Origin of the sequence: Pedobacter sp. (genome assembly GCF_965227205.1) — a bacterium.
In the GTDB taxonomy this organism is placed as follows: Bacteria; Bacteroidota; Bacteroidia; order Sphingobacteriales; family Sphingobacteriaceae; genus Pedobacter.
The window spans coordinates 2,695,292-2,712,132 of record NZ_OZ245727.1 but is presented as its reverse complement, the minus strand read 5'-3'; the positions used below and the strand labels follow the sequence as shown (position 1 = coordinate 2,712,132).

General features: G+C 33.5%; 21 protein-coding genes. 10 read left to right on the top strand and 11 right to left on the bottom strand.

Annotated elements, in window-relative coordinates; all coding sequences use genetic code 11:
• Positions 1-5: 5 nt before the first annotated feature.
• Positions 6-992, bottom strand: a complete 987-nt coding sequence (pfkA, locus tag ACO05K_RS11510; RefSeq protein WP_421944575.1) for a 6-phosphofructokinase — start codon at positions 990-992, stop codon at positions 6-8.
• Between the two features lie 110 nt (positions 993-1,102).
• Here pfkA and ACO05K_RS11505 point away from each other — a divergent pair, with 110 nt between their 5' ends.
• Positions 1,103-1,792, top strand: coding sequence for an NUDIX hydrolase (locus ACO05K_RS11505; RefSeq protein WP_421944574.1), 690 nt, complete (start codon positions 1,103-1,105; stop codon positions 1,790-1,792).
• A gap of 160 nt (positions 1,793-1,952) precedes the next feature.
• On the opposite strand, the gene ACO05K_RS11500 is transcribed toward ACO05K_RS11505, so the two are convergent.
• Entirely contained in the window at positions 1,953-2,813 is an 861-nt protein-coding gene (locus ACO05K_RS11500; RefSeq protein WP_421944573.1) for a BadF/BadG/BcrA/BcrD ATPase family protein, read from the bottom strand.
• Positions 2,814-3,033: 220 nt separating this feature from the next.
• Here ACO05K_RS11500 and ACO05K_RS11495 point away from each other — a divergent pair, with 220 nt between their 5' ends.
• Genes ACO05K_RS11495 through ACO05K_RS11480 form a run of 4 tightly spaced genes read left to right on the top strand, consistent with a single transcriptional unit; the run spans position 3,034 to position 6,670 of the window.
• Complete coding sequence (locus tag ACO05K_RS11495) at positions 3,034-4,059, top strand: threonine aldolase family protein (protein WP_421944572.1); 1,026 nt, start codon at positions 3,034-3,036, stop codon at positions 4,057-4,059.
• A gap of 28 nt (positions 4,060-4,087) precedes the next feature.
• A complete protein-coding gene (gene accC / locus ACO05K_RS11490) occupies positions 4,088-5,602 on the top strand; it encodes an acetyl-CoA carboxylase biotin carboxylase subunit (RefSeq protein ID WP_421944571.1) in 1,515 nt (504 codons plus the stop codon).
• A 9-nt stretch (positions 5,603-5,611) separates the two neighbouring features.
• Positions 5,612-6,199, top strand: coding sequence for a riboflavin synthase (locus ACO05K_RS11485; protein ID WP_421944570.1), 588 nt, complete (start codon positions 5,612-5,614; stop codon positions 6,197-6,199).
• 9 nt (positions 6,200-6,208) lie between these two features.
• On the top strand, positions 6,209-6,670 hold the full coding sequence (locus ACO05K_RS11480) for a DUF4268 domain-containing protein (RefSeq protein ID WP_421944569.1): 462 nt from the start codon (positions 6,209-6,211) through the stop codon (positions 6,668-6,670).
• Here the strand turns inward: ACO05K_RS11480 and ACO05K_RS11475 are convergent, their stop codons facing one another.
• Positions 6,671-7,825: a tetratricopeptide repeat protein gene (locus ACO05K_RS11475; RefSeq protein WP_421944568.1), complete on the bottom strand. Its 1,155-nt coding sequence runs from the start codon at positions 7,823-7,825 to the stop codon at positions 6,671-6,673.
• Between the two features lie 123 nt (positions 7,826-7,948).
• Here ACO05K_RS11475 and ACO05K_RS11470 point away from each other — a divergent pair, with 123 nt between their 5' ends.
• From ACO05K_RS11470 to ACO05K_RS11460, 3 genes are all read left to right on the top strand, one after another.
• The gene (locus tag ACO05K_RS11470; RefSeq protein ID WP_421944567.1) at positions 7,949-8,245 is read left to right on the top strand and encodes a hypothetical protein; all 297 of its coding nucleotides are present in this window, start codon (positions 7,949-7,951) and stop codon (positions 8,243-8,245) included.
• A 26-nt stretch (positions 8,246-8,271) separates the two neighbouring features.
• On the top strand, positions 8,272-8,862 hold the full coding sequence (locus ACO05K_RS11465) for a porin family protein (protein ID WP_421944566.1): 591 nt from the start codon (positions 8,272-8,274) through the stop codon (positions 8,860-8,862).
• 76 nt (positions 8,863-8,938) lie between these two features.
• On the top strand, positions 8,939-9,214 hold the full coding sequence (locus ACO05K_RS11460) for a hypothetical protein (RefSeq protein ID WP_421944565.1): 276 nt from the start codon (positions 8,939-8,941) through the stop codon (positions 9,212-9,214).
• Between the two features lie 29 nt (positions 9,215-9,243).
• Here ACO05K_RS11460 and ACO05K_RS11455 read toward each other — a convergent pair whose 3' ends face one another.
• The 6 genes from ACO05K_RS11455 to ACO05K_RS11430 form a co-directional block, all read right to left on the bottom strand.
• Positions 9,244-10,191 carry a YihY/virulence factor BrkB family protein gene (locus ACO05K_RS11455; RefSeq protein ID WP_421944564.1) on the bottom strand — a complete coding sequence of 316 codons (948 nt, stop codon included), beginning with the start codon at positions 10,189-10,191 and terminating at the stop codon, positions 9,244-9,246.
• Between the two features lie 70 nt (positions 10,192-10,261).
• Positions 10,262-10,660 (bottom strand): META domain-containing protein, encoded by a 399-nt coding sequence (locus ACO05K_RS11450; protein WP_421944563.1) that lies wholly within the window; start codon positions 10,658-10,660, stop codon positions 10,262-10,264.
• A gap of 50 nt (positions 10,661-10,710) precedes the next feature.
• Positions 10,711-11,241, bottom strand: coding sequence for a GNAT family N-acetyltransferase (locus ACO05K_RS11445; RefSeq protein ID WP_421944562.1), 531 nt, complete (start codon positions 11,239-11,241; stop codon positions 10,711-10,713).
• Between the two features lie 47 nt (positions 11,242-11,288).
• On the bottom strand, positions 11,289-13,118 hold the full coding sequence (locus tag ACO05K_RS11440; protein ID WP_421944561.1) for a peroxiredoxin family protein: 1,830 nt from the start codon (positions 13,116-13,118) through the stop codon (positions 11,289-11,291).
• Positions 13,119-13,211: 93 nt separating this feature from the next.
• Positions 13,212-13,730, bottom strand: a complete 519-nt coding sequence (locus ACO05K_RS11435) for a DUF4199 domain-containing protein (RefSeq protein ID WP_421944560.1) — start codon at positions 13,728-13,730, stop codon at positions 13,212-13,214.
• 109 nt (positions 13,731-13,839) lie between these two features.
• Positions 13,840-14,316, bottom strand: a complete 477-nt coding sequence (locus tag ACO05K_RS11430; protein WP_421944559.1) for a response regulator transcription factor — start codon at positions 14,314-14,316, stop codon at positions 13,840-13,842.
• A gap of 155 nt (positions 14,317-14,471) precedes the next feature.
• On the opposite strand from ACO05K_RS11430, the gene ACO05K_RS11425 reads away from it, so the two are divergent.
• The gene (locus tag ACO05K_RS11425) at positions 14,472-15,248 is read left to right on the top strand and encodes a hypothetical protein (RefSeq protein ID WP_421944558.1); all 777 of its coding nucleotides are present in this window, start codon (positions 14,472-14,474) and stop codon (positions 15,246-15,248) included.
• Between the two features lie 36 nt (positions 15,249-15,284).
• On the opposite strand, the gene ACO05K_RS11420 is transcribed toward ACO05K_RS11425, so the two are convergent.
• Complete coding sequence (locus tag ACO05K_RS11420; protein ID WP_421944557.1) at positions 15,285-15,695, bottom strand: DUF1801 domain-containing protein; 411 nt, start codon at positions 15,693-15,695, stop codon at positions 15,285-15,287.
• A gap of 178 nt (positions 15,696-15,873) precedes the next feature.
• A complete protein-coding gene (locus ACO05K_RS11415; RefSeq protein ID WP_421944556.1) occupies positions 15,874-16,224 on the bottom strand; it encodes a hypothetical protein in 351 nt (116 codons plus the stop codon).
• Positions 16,225-16,451: 227 nt separating this feature from the next.
• Here ACO05K_RS11415 and ACO05K_RS11410 point away from each other — a divergent pair, with 227 nt between their 5' ends.
• Entirely contained in the window at positions 16,452-16,805 is a 354-nt protein-coding gene (locus tag ACO05K_RS11410) for a single-stranded DNA-binding protein (protein ID WP_421944555.1), read from the top strand.
• The last annotated feature ends 36 nt before the right edge of the window (positions 16,806-16,841 follow it).

The following is a 16,841-nucleotide window of genomic DNA, read 5'->3' as shown; positions in this document are numbered from 1 at the left end:
CCTTATTATATGGATAAGACTTCTGTCATTTCCATTAAATCATCCTCAAGTTTAAAAGCATGAGCACTTAATGCATCTTCAATGCTGGTTAACTTTATTGCGTTTCCATGCAAACCAACCATTTGTGCACTTTCTCCTGCAATTAATGCATTAACGGCAGCATAACCTAACCTACTACCCAAAATTCGATCGAAACTACTAGGGCTTCCGCCTCTTTGCAAATGCCCTAAAATAGTAACCTTTGTATCATAATGATCAAAAGTTTCTTTAACCCGCCTAGCAATATCGTAAGCGCCGCCTTGTTTATGTCCTTCGGCAACAATTACAATGCTCGATGATTTTTTAGTAGCTGCACCAAGTGTTAATTTTTGAATAAGCTCATCAACACTGGTTTCAATTTCAGGTAATAAAACTGCTTCTGCACCACTTGCTATAGAACTTCGCAAAGCGATACAACCAGAATCTCTGCCCATTACCTCAATAAAAAATAATCTATCGTGAGCATCGGCAGTATCTCTGATTTTGTCAATCGCTTCAATAACCGTATTTATTGCTGTATCGTAGCCTAATGTAAAATCAGAACCACTTAAATCATTATCAATTGTACCCGGTATACCAATTACTTTAACACCAAATTTCTCACCGAAACGTTTGGCACCCGTAAAGGTTCCATCGCCACCAATTACAACCAAGCCGTCAATATCGTTTGCTTTTAAATTATCGTAAGCAATTTGCTGTCCTTCATCTGTTTTAAACTCTAAACATCTGGCTGTTTTTAATATGGTTCCACCCAAGTGTAAAATATTGCTTACAGAGCGGGCGTCCATCGGTTTAATGTTGTTATTTATTAAACCTTGATATCCTTGCATAACACCAAACATGTTAATGCCATGGTAAATTCCTGTACGTACAACTGCTCTAATTGCAGCATTCATGCCTGGAGCATCGCCCCCAGAAGTAAGTACAGCTATATTTTTAATATTTGGTTTCATCTTCGTGTTACGAATATAGTGTGTATTTTCTACACTAAGTAATTTATTTTATTTTTTTTACTTAATATTGAAAGTCATACCTTTAACGCTTAAATTAACTAAATTTTACCTTGGAACAAATTTTACCTCATTTAGATTCCGTTTTCTCCATCGACTGTGTGCTGTTTGGATTCGATGGTAAGGAATTAAAAATCTTACTTATTGAAAGGAACGAAGAACCTTTTAAAGATTGGTGGGCACTACCAGGCAATATTGTTGGTCCTGATGAAAGTCTGGATCAATCTGCATCTCGAATTTTATATGAATTAACCGGCTTACGTGGTATTTATATGGAGCAGTACTATGCTTTTGGCGACCCAGGAAGACACCCGCAGGGTAGGGTTATTACCTTAGCGTATTACGCATTAATACGCTTAGGTGGAGACAAGGATTTACGCCCGATAAGTACCTATGCCAAGCAAGCAAACTGGTTACCAATTACTGCATTGCCAAAACTGGCTTTTGACCACCAGAAGATTTACGATAAAGGCTTAGAAAAAATAAAAAGAAGAATAAAGCATCAGCCAATTGCTTTTGAATTATTGCCGGAGAAATTTACACTAACTCAATTACAACATGTTTACGAATTGGTTTTGGGTAAAAAACTCGATAAGCGAAACTTCAGAAAGAAAATTGTAAGCTTTGGCGTTTTAAAAGAATTAGACGAAAAACAAAAAGGCGTTTCTTACAGAGCTGCAACTTTATACCGATTTGATAAACGTAAATACGCTAAACTTTTTGGTAAGGAAATTTCTTTTTAAGCTGATAGCTAGAAGTAGAAAGTAGAAAGGCATTGAGCCGATAGACTACTAATAAAAAAGGTTCAGTTTGAAATTTCAAACTGAACCTTTTTTGTTTTGATAGAACTTAAGCTTTGTAATCTAAACCTTAAACTCTAAACTTTATACTTTTCACTTTGAATTATCCTTTTGGAGCTAACTCTAAATGATAGTGAACTAAATCATCTATAGGTGAGCGGATAATTTTACCAACGCCCATTTCGTAACGGTCGGCAACAATACTTAAAATATCGCGGAAACTGTAACCTACAGAACCTACACAGTTTAATTTGTGGTCTTTGTAATTAGGGTAGTGAATAACCAAAGCTTCGAAAAATGCTGTAAATGCGTAATCAATAGTTTTATAAGTGTAATCTTCGTAACTATCTTTAAAATCATATAAAAATTTACTAAAACTTGCGCAAAAACGATTTGGCAAAGGTTTGTTGTAAATATTATCAAAAATATCTTCGTTAGTTAAAGCATAATTATCATAAAAAGCTTCTCTCAAACCTTTCGGCATGTAACCTTTCATGTAATCGCTCAAAATTCTTTTACCAATGTAAGAACCACTTCCTTCATCGCCTAAGAAATAACCTAAAGAATCGATGTTTAAAGTAATGTCGTTACCATCATAAAGACAAGAGTTTGTACCTGTGCCTAAAATTGCTGCAAAACCTGGCTCGTTTCCTAGTAATGCTCTGCATGAGGCAAGTAAATCATGTCCAACAAATATTTCGGCATTTGTAAAAACCTGGCTCATTGCATCTGCAACAATTTTTTTGTTGCCAGGTGTTGAACAACCGGCTCCGTAATAATATACCGCAGTTAACTTTTCTCTTTCTAAGTGGTCCGGAAGAGTTTCGTTTAATGATTTTACAATATATTCTCCTTTTGAAAAATACGGGTTGTAACCTTCGGTATTAAAGTAAATTTTTCTGCCGGCCTCGTTAATCAAGCACCAATTTGTTTTGGTTGACCCACCGTCTGCAATTACTATCATTTTATTTATTTTTGGTTTTAGCACGATAAAAGTATAAAAACTCTTATATTTTGTATCTTTTTTTTTAATAATTTTTTAACAATTTGTTGTTGTCGAAAATTAAGTGTGTAAAAAATACACTATAGAAGTCGTTTAATCGCATTAAAACCTTAAAATTATACCCGAAAAGGCATTGGTCTTTTTTAAAAGCGTCAGAAATATTTTACAAATTTTTAGCAGGATGATTAGCAAAATTATTGATTTTAGAAGTGATACCGTAACCAAACCTACGGCCGGAATGTTAGATGCCATGATGCAGGCAAAAGTTGGTGATGACGTTTTTGGAGAAGACGAAACGGTACATCATCTGGAAACCAAACTCGTCGCAATGTTTAACATGGAGGCCGGATTGTTCTGTCCATCGGGGACAATGACCAACCAAATCGCAATTAAATGTTTTACCCAACCAATGGATGAAGTAATTTGCGACCAAACGGCGCATGTTTACCGTTACGAAATTGGCGGCATTGCATTTCATTCGGCTGCGTCTGTAAGGTTATTACATGGCGAAAGGGGAATTTTAACACCAGAACTAATCGAAAGTGAAATAAACGAGGATAATATTCATTACCCCAATTCTTCCTTAGTTGTTTTAGAAAACACTGTAAATAAAGGGGGTGGAAAATGCTATAAACTTTCTCAAATTGCACCAATACATCATTTGTGCAATATAAAAGGCCTAAAACTGCATCTTGATGGAGCGAGAATATTTAATGCTTTAGCCGCTACTGGCGATAAAGCACACGACTACGGAAAATATTTCGATGGCATATCTGTATGCTTATCCAAAGGTTTAGGCGCTCCCGTTGGTTCTGTTTTACTGGCTAGTAAAGAAACCATAAAAAAAGCAAGAAAAATACGCAAAGCATTTGGAGGCGGAATGCGACAAGCAGGATTTTTGGCTGCAGCCGGAATTTACGCTTTGGACAATCACGTTGAGCGTTTGAAAGATGATCATCAGCATGCTAAAGATTTAGCAACAGCTTTATTAAGCACATCTTACGTGAAATCGGTAATGCCAGTTGAAACCAATATTGTAATTTTTGAGGTAGAAAACGGCACTGCCAACAAAGTTGTAGAACAATTTAAAAACAAAGGTTTGCTGTGCGCTACAACCAGTTCAAGTACAATCAGGTTCGTTACGCATTTAGATGTAACCTCTGAAATGATGGATAGAGCAATCGAAATTATATTACATTTGTCTTAAAGCGAAATGTATTTTAATTACTAACCAAATGTCAGATAAAAAATTAAATATTAAGCCAATTTCAAAGCTGTTGGTCGCTAATAGGGGAGAAATTGCGCTCAGAATTATGCGTTCAGCCCGAGAAATGGGCATTAAAACTGTTGCTGTGTTTTCTGAAGCGGATAGGAATGCATTACATGTTCGTTATGCTGATGAAGCAATTTGTATCGGCCCGGCACCATCAAACCAAAGTTATTTATTAAGCGAAAATATAATCGATGCTTGTAAAAAAACTGGTGCAGAAGCAATTCATCCTGGTTATGGTTTTTTATCTGAAAATGCAGGTTTTGCTCAATTGGTTGCCAATGCTGGATTAATTTTAGTCGGCCCTTCACCGCAGGCAATGGAAACGATGGGTAATAAGCTTTCGGCTAAAGCGGCTGCCTTAAAATACAATATCCCAATGGTTCCCGGAACCGAAGAAGCCATAAAAAATGTCAGCGAAGCTAAGGAAAGAGCCGTTGAAGTTGGCTTTCCAATCCTAATAAAAGCAGCAGCAGGCGGAGGTGGAAAAGGAATGCGCATTGTTGAAAAGGTAGAAGATTTTGAAGAGCAGATGAAGCTTGCAGTAAGCGAGGCAACTTCTGCCTTCGGCGATGGTTCTGTTTTTATTGAACGTTATGTTACCTCTCCACGGCATATCGAAATTCAGGTTTTAGGTGATAATTATGGCAACATTGTTCACCTTTTTGAACGCGAATGTTCTGTGCAACGCCGCCATCAAAAAGTAGTAGAAGAAGCTCCATCATCAGTTCTTACTCCAGAAATTAGAGATAAAATGGGCAAATGTGCTGTTGATGTCGCCCGTTCTGTTAATTACACGGGAGCAGGTACTGTTGAGTTTATTTTAGATGAAAATCTCGATTTTTTCTTCCTCGAAATGAATACACGTTTGCAGGTAGAGCATCCGGTTACAGAGTTAATAACCGGGATAGATTTAGTTAAAGAACAAATTAAAATTGCGCAAGGCGAAGAATTATCCTTTGCTCAGCAAGATTTAAAAATTAACGGTCATGCCGTTGAATTAAGGGTTTACGCAGAAGATCCAAATAATAATTTCCTGCCGGATATTGGTACGCTACAAACTTATAAAACACCAAAAGGTAACGGCGTTAGGGTTGATGATGGCTTTGAGCAAGGCATGGAAATTCCAATTTATTACGACCCAATGATTGCAAAACTCATCACCTTTGGTAAAGATAGGGAAGAGGCAATTAATAGAATGGTTAGGGCAATCGAAGAATATGAGATTACCGGGATAGAAACCACACTTGGTTTTGGTAAATTTGTAATGCAGCACGAAGCTTTTAAATCGGGCAATTTTGATACACACTTTGTTGGCAAATATTTTATTGCTGGCAGTGCAGAAAATCAAGATGAAACCGAAGCATTAATTGCAGCACTTGTTGCTACAAAACTTTTCAATCAGAAAGGTGAAAATTTAGCGAATTCATCAGTAGTTAAAAAATCATCAGACTGGAGAAAAAACAGATTAAAATATTAATCCTTTACCATGTTTACCGGAATTATAGAAACCCTTGGCGAAGTGAAAGCCATCAAAACTGAAAATACTAACATCCATTTTACCATTTCTTCTGCGATAAGCAATGAGTTGAAGATAGACCAAAGTATTGCGCACAATGGCGTTTGCCTAACAGTTGTGGCTTTAAGCGATGATTCGCATACGGTTACGGCTATTGATGAAACTTTAAGCAAAACAAGTTTAGGAAACCTGAAAGTTGGCAGCAAAGTTAATCTGGAGCGTTGTATGCAAATGAATGGGAGACTTGATGGGCATATTGTTCAAGGTCATGTAGACCAAACTGCAAAATGTGTTAAGCGTGAAGAACTTGATGGAAGCTGGGAATATCGTTTCAAATATGATGCTAATTTAGGTAATGTTACCGTAGAAAAAGGTTCCGTATGCGTAAACGGTATCAGCTTAACTGTGGTAAATTCGCAAAGCGATGAATTTTCGGTATTTATAATTCCTTACACTTTTGAGCATACAAATTTACATGAGGTGGAAGTTGGCGATACTGTAAATATCGAATTTGATATTATCGGCAAATATGTTGCCCGTTTAGTTGGAAATAAATAAAACTCGTAAATGTATAGTAAGGAAGAAGCCGTACGTTTACGTCAACAATTTTGGATTAGTTTCGGGCAATATATGAAACCTGTTCCATCTGCCAGTGGTTCTACAGTACATTGGACAAACTACAAAACCGGTGTCAAGAATATTTACTTTAAAATGGATACCGATAATAAAAAAGCAATTATTGCCATCCAACTTACACATTCAGACAGTGGAATTAGGCATTTGATATTCAATCAATTTGAAGAATTTAAATTAATGTTTACCGATACCATGCAAGAAGAATGGGACTGGACGCAGGATTACACAGACGAATACGGAAAAACAATAAGCCAAATTTCATTAACGCTTTATGGCGTAAGCATTTTCAATAAATCTCAATGGGCAGATTTAATTTCTTTTTTCAAACCGAGAATAATTGCCCTCGACGAATTTTGGGATAATGTTAAGCCAGTTTTCGAAGATTTGAGTTAATTATTTCTTCAATATTTCCATACGTTTATTAATGAAATCAAAAACTGGTTTATTTCCTTCGGTATTTGGTAATGTTTTTAAAACCTGGCTATAGGTATTTATCGCATTCGTTTTTTGATTTAACTTCATATCATATATCTGCGCAAGTATATAAAGTATATTTCCTTCATTATCAAAAAAAGCACCTTTCCTGTAAGCCGCTGCTGCACTTTCAAATTTTTCGCCTTGCTCAAAACTTTCGCCAAGTTTGGTGTAATACAATAATGTTTTCTTCGAAATGCCGGCATTAATGGCTTTGGTAAAGTATTGCGCTGCACTATTGTAATCTTTTAAGCCTCTGTAGCAAAGTGCCATATTATAAAAAAGCCCTTCATTGGTATCTTCAGCAGCTTGAGCACTTACTTTCTTAAAGTTATCCAATCCTTTTTGAAACTCTTTTTTCATGTAATAAACCTTACCCAAATTATTTAATACGAACGATGAACTATCGCCTTGCGCAAATAATTTTTCTCCTGTGATGATGGCTTCATCCAATTTAGCCTGAACTAAGCATAGTGGTAACTTTATTTTTAATAATTGAATATTTGTTGAATCAGCTTTTAGTGCAGGTTCTAAAATATTGCTTGCCACGCCATGCAAATTAGATTTCATGTAGAGTTCGGCTAAATCGAAAACCACATCTGCATCCAACGGATTTAACTTATTCGCTTTTTTCAGGTATTTGATTTTCTTTACACTGATTAAATCTGTTTGCAGGTTTGCCAGTTGTTTATAAGCTGAGAAACTATTGCTATCAACTTTAATTATCTCTTCATAAATACTTTCGGCTTTATTATTATTTCCGCGTTTAGCGGCAATACTAGCCAGACTAAATAAAATTGATAAGTTTTGAGGTTGTAACTGATTGGCACTGGTATAAAATTTTTCTGCATCGGCTGTTTTACCTGCCATCATGTAACAATAACCAATTTGAGTTAAAGCCTTTAAATCTTTACTGTTTTCTCCATAGGTTGTGCGCAAATAATCGGCAGCTTCTCCGTATTTTTGGGTTTGGTATAAATCGAAAAGTTTTTCTTTATCAATTGAAGGTTGATTCTGCGCAAACAGCGATAGTGAAATCGCAGCAGATAGTAAAATTAAGAACAGCTTTTTCATAGGTTAAGAATTTAAACTAATTTATTAGTTGTTTTTTAAAATTCCAAACTTTTATCAATTAAAAACAAAAATGATGTGTGTTGGTTTATTAAAAATATAGTTAAAAACTAAAAATAAGAACCTATGAATACTTTAAAAAAGTTTGAATTAATGGAAAAGATAGTGCGTGAATTGGAAGATTTACAAAATTCTCAGCAGGCACTTATTCAAAAAATTGGTAAAATTGAAGTAGATAATATCGAACTTAGCGATAGCAGACTTGAAAAAGATTTGCCAGATATTCACCAGAATTTAGCAGATAACTTAGATACGATTTCGGGTATTTTAGATTATTTTGCAGATAAAACACAAAATTTTGGTGATAAAAACAATGTAGATGCTTTGAAAGAGCAAGAAGCCATTAATAATGCAACTAGTTAATTTATAATTTAATCATCCCTTAATTTATGAAGACCGTTTATTTAACCCTTGCCTGTGTTTTAACAGGTTTTTTTGCCAGTGCTCAAGTTCTACCAACATTTCAACTCGGGCTTAAGGCAGGTGCAAATTTTTCTAAATTTGATACCGAAAATACGTTTAGCAGTAAAAACAGAACCGGATTTTACGGTGGTTTGTGGGCAAGAGTAGGAGCGGGCGGTCTTCATTTTCAACCTGAAGTATACATTTCTGGAAAGAAAACCAATTTAGTAAGCGATGCCACAGGCGAAGTTAACCAGGTTAGTTTTACCAGTTTAGATGTGCCTTTACTTATCGGAACCAAATTTGGTGCTGCAGGTGTTGGGTTAAGGTTAAATACAGGACCTGCATTTTCATTAATTCTTGATGAAAACCAAAGTTTTGGGCAAGCAGCAGGAAATGTTTTTAAAGCAAATTTTAAAGATCAGGCAATTGCTTGGCAATTTGGAGCTGGTTTAGATATTAAAAAACTAACTTTTGATGCACGTTATGAACTTGGCTTATCAAAAATTAACAAGGCAGGTTATCCGGATACAAAATTGAATTTGTTTACAATTGGCATAGGTTATAGAATTTTGTAAATTATTTTACAAAAATTTAAAACCAATTTAATATATGCGGGGTTTTAGTAATAACCTAACCTATAAATATTTGCCCATGAATTTAAAGGAATTATTACTAAAAGGCCAAAATTTCATCTCATTGTTAAACGAATTCAGAATTGATGTTAACGATTTGATTATTAAAGATGAAAATAACATTTTTAAAAATCAGGTAAATAAAAATACTGAGGTAGTTAAAGAAACTGTATGGATGGAAGGCAGAAGTAACGACGGATTGGTAAATCTGTTCGGAACATTACATTACAACTTACTTAATAAACTTGCAGTTTTTGAAATGGAAGGATACGAAAAAGTTCCAGCTATACATTAAAAATCAAGTTTTAAAATAAAAGGATAGATTTAAACATCTATCCTTTTTTTATGCTCAATTATTTCGTTTTCAACCTCTGTCAATTCGTATGCAAATGCACCATTTTTCGGAATAATTGGTGTTTCTCTACCAACACTTAATGCTTTAATAAATGAAGCACCGAAATAAAAGATTAGCGAAGAATAAAATACAAACAGCATAATTACAATAATAGAACCAGCCGAGCCATAAATATTGCTAATGTTGCTTAATGGAAGCAATATTCGTAGGATATACTTTCCGGCAGTAAATAAGCATCCTGTTAGCAATCCACCAGAAATTGCAGCACGCCAAGTTGGGCGACCGTTAGTTAAAAACCTAAATAAAATGGTAAACCACGCCGTTACAATAATCACAAAAACGATTTGGTTTATTATGGATGTTGCCACAAGTTCAAAAGAAGGAGAGGTGCTTTTTAAATAAGATCCAATTACTGCTTGGATACTATCAGCCAATAATCCCAGCAAAAATAATATCCCGGCTAATAAGATAATGGTTACAGAAATTGCTCGTGATTTTAAAGTATTTACAATTCCCTTTTTGCCATTCATGCCAATATTCCAGATTTGCTCTAGTGAGTTTTTAATTACATTAAAAAGCGTTGTGGCAACAAATAGAAAAAATACAAAACTTAATAAGGTAATATACCATTCCTGGTCAATACCGCGAATATTTCTTAAAGTTAGTCTGATTTGTTTAATGCTATCCTCATCTAAAATATTCGCTAACCTATCAAAGATATTAGTAACAAGCGTTCTTCTATCTGTAAATAATCCAAAAAGTCTTATCAGAATGATTAAAATTGGAGGTAAAGCAAAATTTGTGAAGAATGCAGTAGCTCCGGCCAGTCGCAGAGGGTCGTTTTTTTGAAATAAGTTAAATGCCTTTCTCAAGGTAGAGAAAAAGAACTTTAAATCTTCTTTAATTAGTATAGACATTTACGGATATTAAGCAAAAAGCCCGAAATTACTAAAAATTTTTATTCGGGCTTTTTTTGAAACTGTTAAATTAATTTACCTTGTTAAAAACCAACAATATTTTTTCATCTTTTAATAATTGTAGTTTACCATCAGTAATTTTTACAGTATTAGTTTCATTTAAAGCATTTAAGTAAGCACGTTCAGATGAATCAGTATCCTGACAGAACATTTTAGTGCTAAATAAATTTTTCAGTGCAACTTTATCTTCAATAATTTCTGCTTGTCCGCCATAATTATTGCAGAAAGATTTTCCACTAACATTTAAGCTGTCTCCAAATTTTAATGTTGCTTTAGAATTGGCAGGTAATGTTATTCCGGTAATGCTGCTAAGTTCCCAACTTGTGTTTTTCAAAGTATCAGGATTAATTTTTTCTAAACATGAACTAAAAAGGCAAATTACTAGACTTAGGATGATTAAATTTTTCATAGGAGTTGATTTCGATATCGTGCACAAAAACCAAACCAAATAACAAACAATTAACTAGTTTTTGTTGTTTCTATCTTCATCCAATAATGCAACCGTCCATTATAGTCAAACTTTCCAAGTTTTTTTAGGCCACATTTTTCTAATACGTTAATAGAACCTTCATTTTCTATATCTGCAATTCCGATAATCTCTTTAAGGCTCATTTGTTCAAAACCGTATTTAATTACAGTCATTGCAGATTCAGTTGCATAACCCTTTCCCCAGAATTTTTTTATAAATCGATAACCAACATCATGGTAATTGATATGGTTATTTACCTCGCTGGTAATTAGCTTAAGTCCAGCCCAGCCAATAAAATTGTTTGTACTTTTTTCAATAACTGCCCATCTACCAATACCGTTTTCTACATATTGCTTTCTGATAAATTCAATATCAGCAATACTTTGATTTACAGAATTTACAGGGTTTCCACCAAGATAGCGATGAACTTCTTCATCAGAATCAAGTTCAAACATCCCATTTGCATCTTCGGGTATTAGTTCTCTTAAAATTAATCTATCTGTTTCGGCAAAAATTTTCATTTAGGAGGTTTTGAAATTTTTCTTATTTAAGTTGCCCTGAATTTAGCTTATTTACTTTCAAAAATCTTCTTCAATTGCTTTTCCAAATCTTCACCCCTTAAATTTTTAGCAATAATAACCCCTTTTGGGTCAATTAAAAAGTTCATTGGTATTGCTTCAACATTGTAGGTTTTTTGTGCAATATTATCAAAATCACTCAGCTGAGGCCATAAATTTACCTTATCATTTTTAACTGCCTCAAGCCATTCAAGTTTAGCAGATGGTTTATCTCTTGTAACAGCAAATATTTGGAATCCAGCTGTATCATATTTGTTGAAAGCCTTTATTAGTGAAGGGTTTTCTGCCCTGCAAGGTGTACACCAACTTGCCCAAAAATCAACAAGAACGTACTTCCCTCTTAAGTCACTTATTTTAAAAATTTTTCCATTTGCATCTGGCAATGCTACATCTGTTATCATTTTTCCAACCGATAAATTTTTGTCACTAGTTACTCGGTCAATTAATTTTTGGGTTACGGGAAGTTGCCTAACTTCGGGGCTAAGTAAATTTAATAAAGAATCTATTAGGTTCGGTTGCGATTGTAGCCTTGGTTTCGAATACGGTTTGTCTGCGTACCTCCATAGTGCAAAAATTGCCGCAGGAGAATTTCTATAGTTTAAAACAGAAGCCAGATAAACCTGTTCATCAAGTTGTAGGCTCACCGAATCTGTCACCTTGGAAATCCTTTCTTCAACAATGCCAATTGGCTGTCCTACGTAATTCAGGTCCTCTAACAATTCATTTCCACCTTTATATGCGTTAAATTCTGCAACTTGAATTTCATTAATGAGTTTTACATAGTTAGGGTCTTCGCCTTTTACTGTTGGCTTTAGAGCGCTATCAAAAGTGATTTTATATTCTTCAGCCGCCGCTGTAAATCGAGTCGAAGTAATTTTTTTATTCTTCCAATAAAAACTTAGCTGAAAAACTTGTGGTTCATTGAGGTCTATTTTAAAATCTAAGTCTTTATCTTTAACGAAGAGGGTATCTTTGGCCAGTTTGTAACCTGCTAAATCAGTTTTAACTACCAAAACTTTAATTGGTAAATCTTTTAACTCCTTTGTATCTGCATACAACCTTACATAGCTATTGCCACTATTATTTAATATTGATTCAGTTTTTACTTTATCATTAACTGCTAATTTTTTAAGATTTGACTTACTTTTGGTATCAATTTTTTTCTTTAGGACTAAGCCCTCCTTACTCATTTTAAGTGCAGGAGAAAGCTGGCTAAATAACTCTAGGGGTAAACCTTTATCACTTTCAATGACATCTAGATTGTCAGTCTGCAAATCCGCCGCTATGCCCTGAACTATACTAAAACTTATAGGAGAATTTGGATATTTCTTGATTGCAGAAATCAATTTTCGATTACCTTTTCTTGATGCTTCTTCCAGACTATCTAAATGATTTGTTAAAATACCTTTTTCGACAATAACAGCATTTTTTACAGATTGAATATCTTTTATATTTATTTTTAAAGACTCTAATATTATGTTCCTCATATTAGGTTTATAAGAAGTCCATATCAGATTTGCAAACCTCGAAGCAGCTTCCTCCTTACTTACATCTCCCCGTTTATGAATAAATATTGTAGCATGTTGAAATTTTTTGTCGCCCAAATCAAACGCTCCTTTAAAGCTAAATTTACCATCTACAATAGGGGTTGCCATAAAAATTTTGTCACTCGCTATAGGGCGTCGCTGAGTCTTAGTTGTTAGATACGCAAAATTTGCACCTTCGGTATTTTCAACATTTCCTTCAATGTTAAAATTTATAGATTGCGCAAACGCTGCTAAAGAGCAAAGAAAAAATAGAAAAGTCAGATAAGTTCTCATAATAAACAGATTGGTTAAGTAAATATAAAAAAAAAATAAACTAATCTTTTAGTTATTTTTTAATTCAATAATAATCAAACTGTTTACTCTATATTATTCTGTTTTTCTTTTCAAAATTAAAGCACTAATTAAAGAGATTAATAAGCCTAATGGAAGAATTTCTGAATAGGTTAGAAGTATTACATAGAATGGATTTTTGTACATTTCCTTGTAACCTGCCATTTCACTGTTTGTTGCGGCTAATTCTGCTGCGGTTGCTCCATTCCTTTTGGCTTCAACAATCATATGGGCGGTGTATTTATCCATAAAATCTGGAATGAACAGGTAGTAATAAAACATCCAAACAATTACATATAATGATGAGGCTATTAAACTGATAAAAAGACCAATTTTAAAAGCCTTTCCAAAAGAGATAATCCCATTATTGTGTTTATCACGAAAACTTTTTACTCCAACAAATATAAATGAGAAGGCCAGCAACATGGATGCATAGCCCAAAACCATGCTGCTTTCAAAATCTTCATTATGGTAACACTTCACAACATTAATAATCATCAAGCTGGTTACAATCAGTCCTGAAATTAATCCGAATACGATTACAATTTTTTTCATCTTCTTATTTCTTTTGGATACAAATTTGACCTAATTGCAGTTTATGGCCGTCATACTTTCGGGTGATTTTAAAATTAAATAAGATTTTAGTACTTAAGTACCAGTTGAATTACTTTATTATTTGAATCCTTTTTGCAATATCTACCGCTTGGGTACGGCGCTTCACTTCCATTTTTTCGAATAATTTCGAGTTATGCGTTTTAATTGTATTTAATGATACAAAAAGTTTTTCGGCAATTTCCTGATTGCTCAAACCTTCTGCCATTAAGTTTAGAACCTCCAGTTCTCGTTTGCTTAAATTAAATTTTTCAATCGCTTTCTCGTTGATAATGAAATTTTCATTTTGCTGAATAATTTCTTTCTCAATGATAACGGTTTGAACTTTTGGCTTGGTTAATTTTAAAGCCAGCCAAATTCCTAATCCGGTAAATAACACAGCGATTAAACCAACGTAAATTTCAAAAGAGTGATTTATAATGATGAATCTAATTTCAATCCATTTTAATAGAAGCAAAAGTGCTGCAAGTATCAACCCATATAAAATGATGTTTCTATTGCTTATTAAAAATTTTGATGCTTTTAACATTTGGTTATTTGCAATAAAAATAAAAAAATCTGACTGAAAATTTTAATCCTGAATTTTAGTTTATTGCTTTGTTAAATATTTATTAAAATTTTTCAATCGAATATTAAATTGAAAATAAAGATTATAAATTAGCGAAAAAAAGATACCTATTTTATATGAAAGCAACTTATCTACTCTTATTATCTGTATTCCTTTTCTCTTGTAGCCAATCAAAATTAGAAAAAACAATTACTGCAAAAGCTTTTACCGGAGAAGAAAACTTTAATACAACGCGAAAAGGCAAAAAGGATATTTTAACTTTTTCTAAAGTTGATTCATCGAATGCTCAAGCGATAACTTACAATGTAAAATATAAGGATACTGTAATTGCGGTTAAAAACGATCCAAAACCAGTAGCAAGTATTTTTAAGCAGCCGAGATTTTTGAATACGCAAAAAACTGCAGCAATTGCTCAGGTTGCAGATAGTTCTGGTTTGGTATCGCCATATTATATTATTTCCTTAAGAAACGGACAAACCGAAGTAACTAAGTTAGAAAGGCCATCAACAGGAGCTAATGATAGTAAAATAACGAAAGGTTTGGAAGAACTTAGTTTAAGTATATTTCTTTTAAATAACGATTACGTTGTAACCATTATAAACGGGAGAGTTTATCCTGTAAAAAGACAAAACGAAGCAGAGCGTATTCAAGGGAGGTTAATTTTATATTCAAGCGATAAAACAACATTGGTTTTTGCGACTAAAACTTCACTTTACCAAACCAATTATAAAACCGGAGAATTTGTAGATTTAAAAGTTTCTGAAAAATTACTTTTGCCAGAAAACATGGCAAACTTTAACAACAATTTTACCTGGTATAAAAATGCAAAAGGAACGCCATTTTTAAAAGAGAGCGACCCAGATAGAGTTGTAGAATTAAGTGAATTCAAATAGAAACTTGGTAAAAGTCAGGTTTAAAGCCTGACTTTTTTATTTTTCGATAGTATTAAGCCAGTTTTTTAATATTGTTTTAAGTTTAGGTGCCTTCGCTAAAACATCGTCTAAATCTTTAAAGTTGATTACTTTTCTGGTGTCTTTAAAATTACCTTCTAATAAATCCAAGCCCTCTGTAATTCTTGCACCAGTTGGTAAAACTAACATTATTCGGTTGTGAAGATTCAAAACTGCAATATCTCTCTTATATTCTTTGGCATCAAAATCTTTCATTGTTCCTGAATAATAAAAGCTTAGGCTATTCCATTTAATGTGTTCAGCAATTTCATTATCTAATGAAAGAATTATGTTCCTGATTGTTTCTGCAATTTCAGCCAGCCTTGGTTCCAGTTTTTCAATATATGATGAAACTTCTTCGGAATGTGGTGATTTTTTAGATTCTTTCATGTATCTAAAATATTAAAAATTATGAGCACATTATTAAGGCAATAGTTGTGTATTGTTTTTAAATTTTAATAGAATGATAGAAAAACGATTCCAATACTATTTGGTGATGGCTATTGGTTATCGTTAATGTGTTTTATATTGTAATCAATTGTAAATAAAACCCAAAATATGGTGTTATCTAATTTTCTTTTTTAACAATTGAAAAATCAATGTCATTTATTGCTAAATAACCATATTCATAGCAAAAAATATAAGTATTTCCACTTTGGGTTTGATGAATTCCAGTGTGATAATCTAAATTGAAACCTGCACTTAACAGCTTACTTCGGCTCACTTTAGCCTTTCCTTCAGGATTAAAGGTTGAAAGAATTGAACGATTTCTTTTTAAAATCAAATTTACAGCTTTAACAATTGCGTTGTCTTCGGCTTTAATATGGTTATTGTAGTTATTACGACATAGGTCGTCACAAAATTTCTTATCGGCACGCCCTTTAACAGGGTTGCCGCAGTCAAGGCATAAACGGTCCATAATTTTTTTAAAACTTTAAACTATGGGATGATGCATAAAATTAGCAAAATATATAAAACAATTAAAATAAATACTTTGCAATTAGCCCTGTAATCGTTTATAAACGTTTATAAACGACTATAAATGTTTATAAACCGAATAAGATGTACTCGTAATTGCAATTTTGTACTGTCGATAGTCGAGTTTGGCTATTGGTCGTTAAATATTCAGATACTAAATTTTTTATTATGGAAGCGATTACAAACAAAGTAGAATTAAGTGGATTTGCTGGCGCAGATGCAGAAATCAAAAACCTCTCAGGTAAACAAAAGTTAGCCAAAGTACAATTAGCCGTTAACGATTTTTACAAAACCTCCTCTGGTCAAGAAGTTAAAAAGACCCAATGGTTTACCCTAACTTTTTGGGGTGCAGAAGCTGAATTGGCAGAGAAAATAATTAAAAAGGGAACTCATATAAGTATTGAAGGACGCTTGCTTAATAATTTTTACGAAGCTAAAGATGGCAGTAAACGTTACTCAATAGAAATTGTAGTAAATGAAATTCATTTAAAAGAACAAAAAGCAATAGACCAAACAAATTAAATAAATCGTCTAACCTGTTGACTCCACATCCCAATG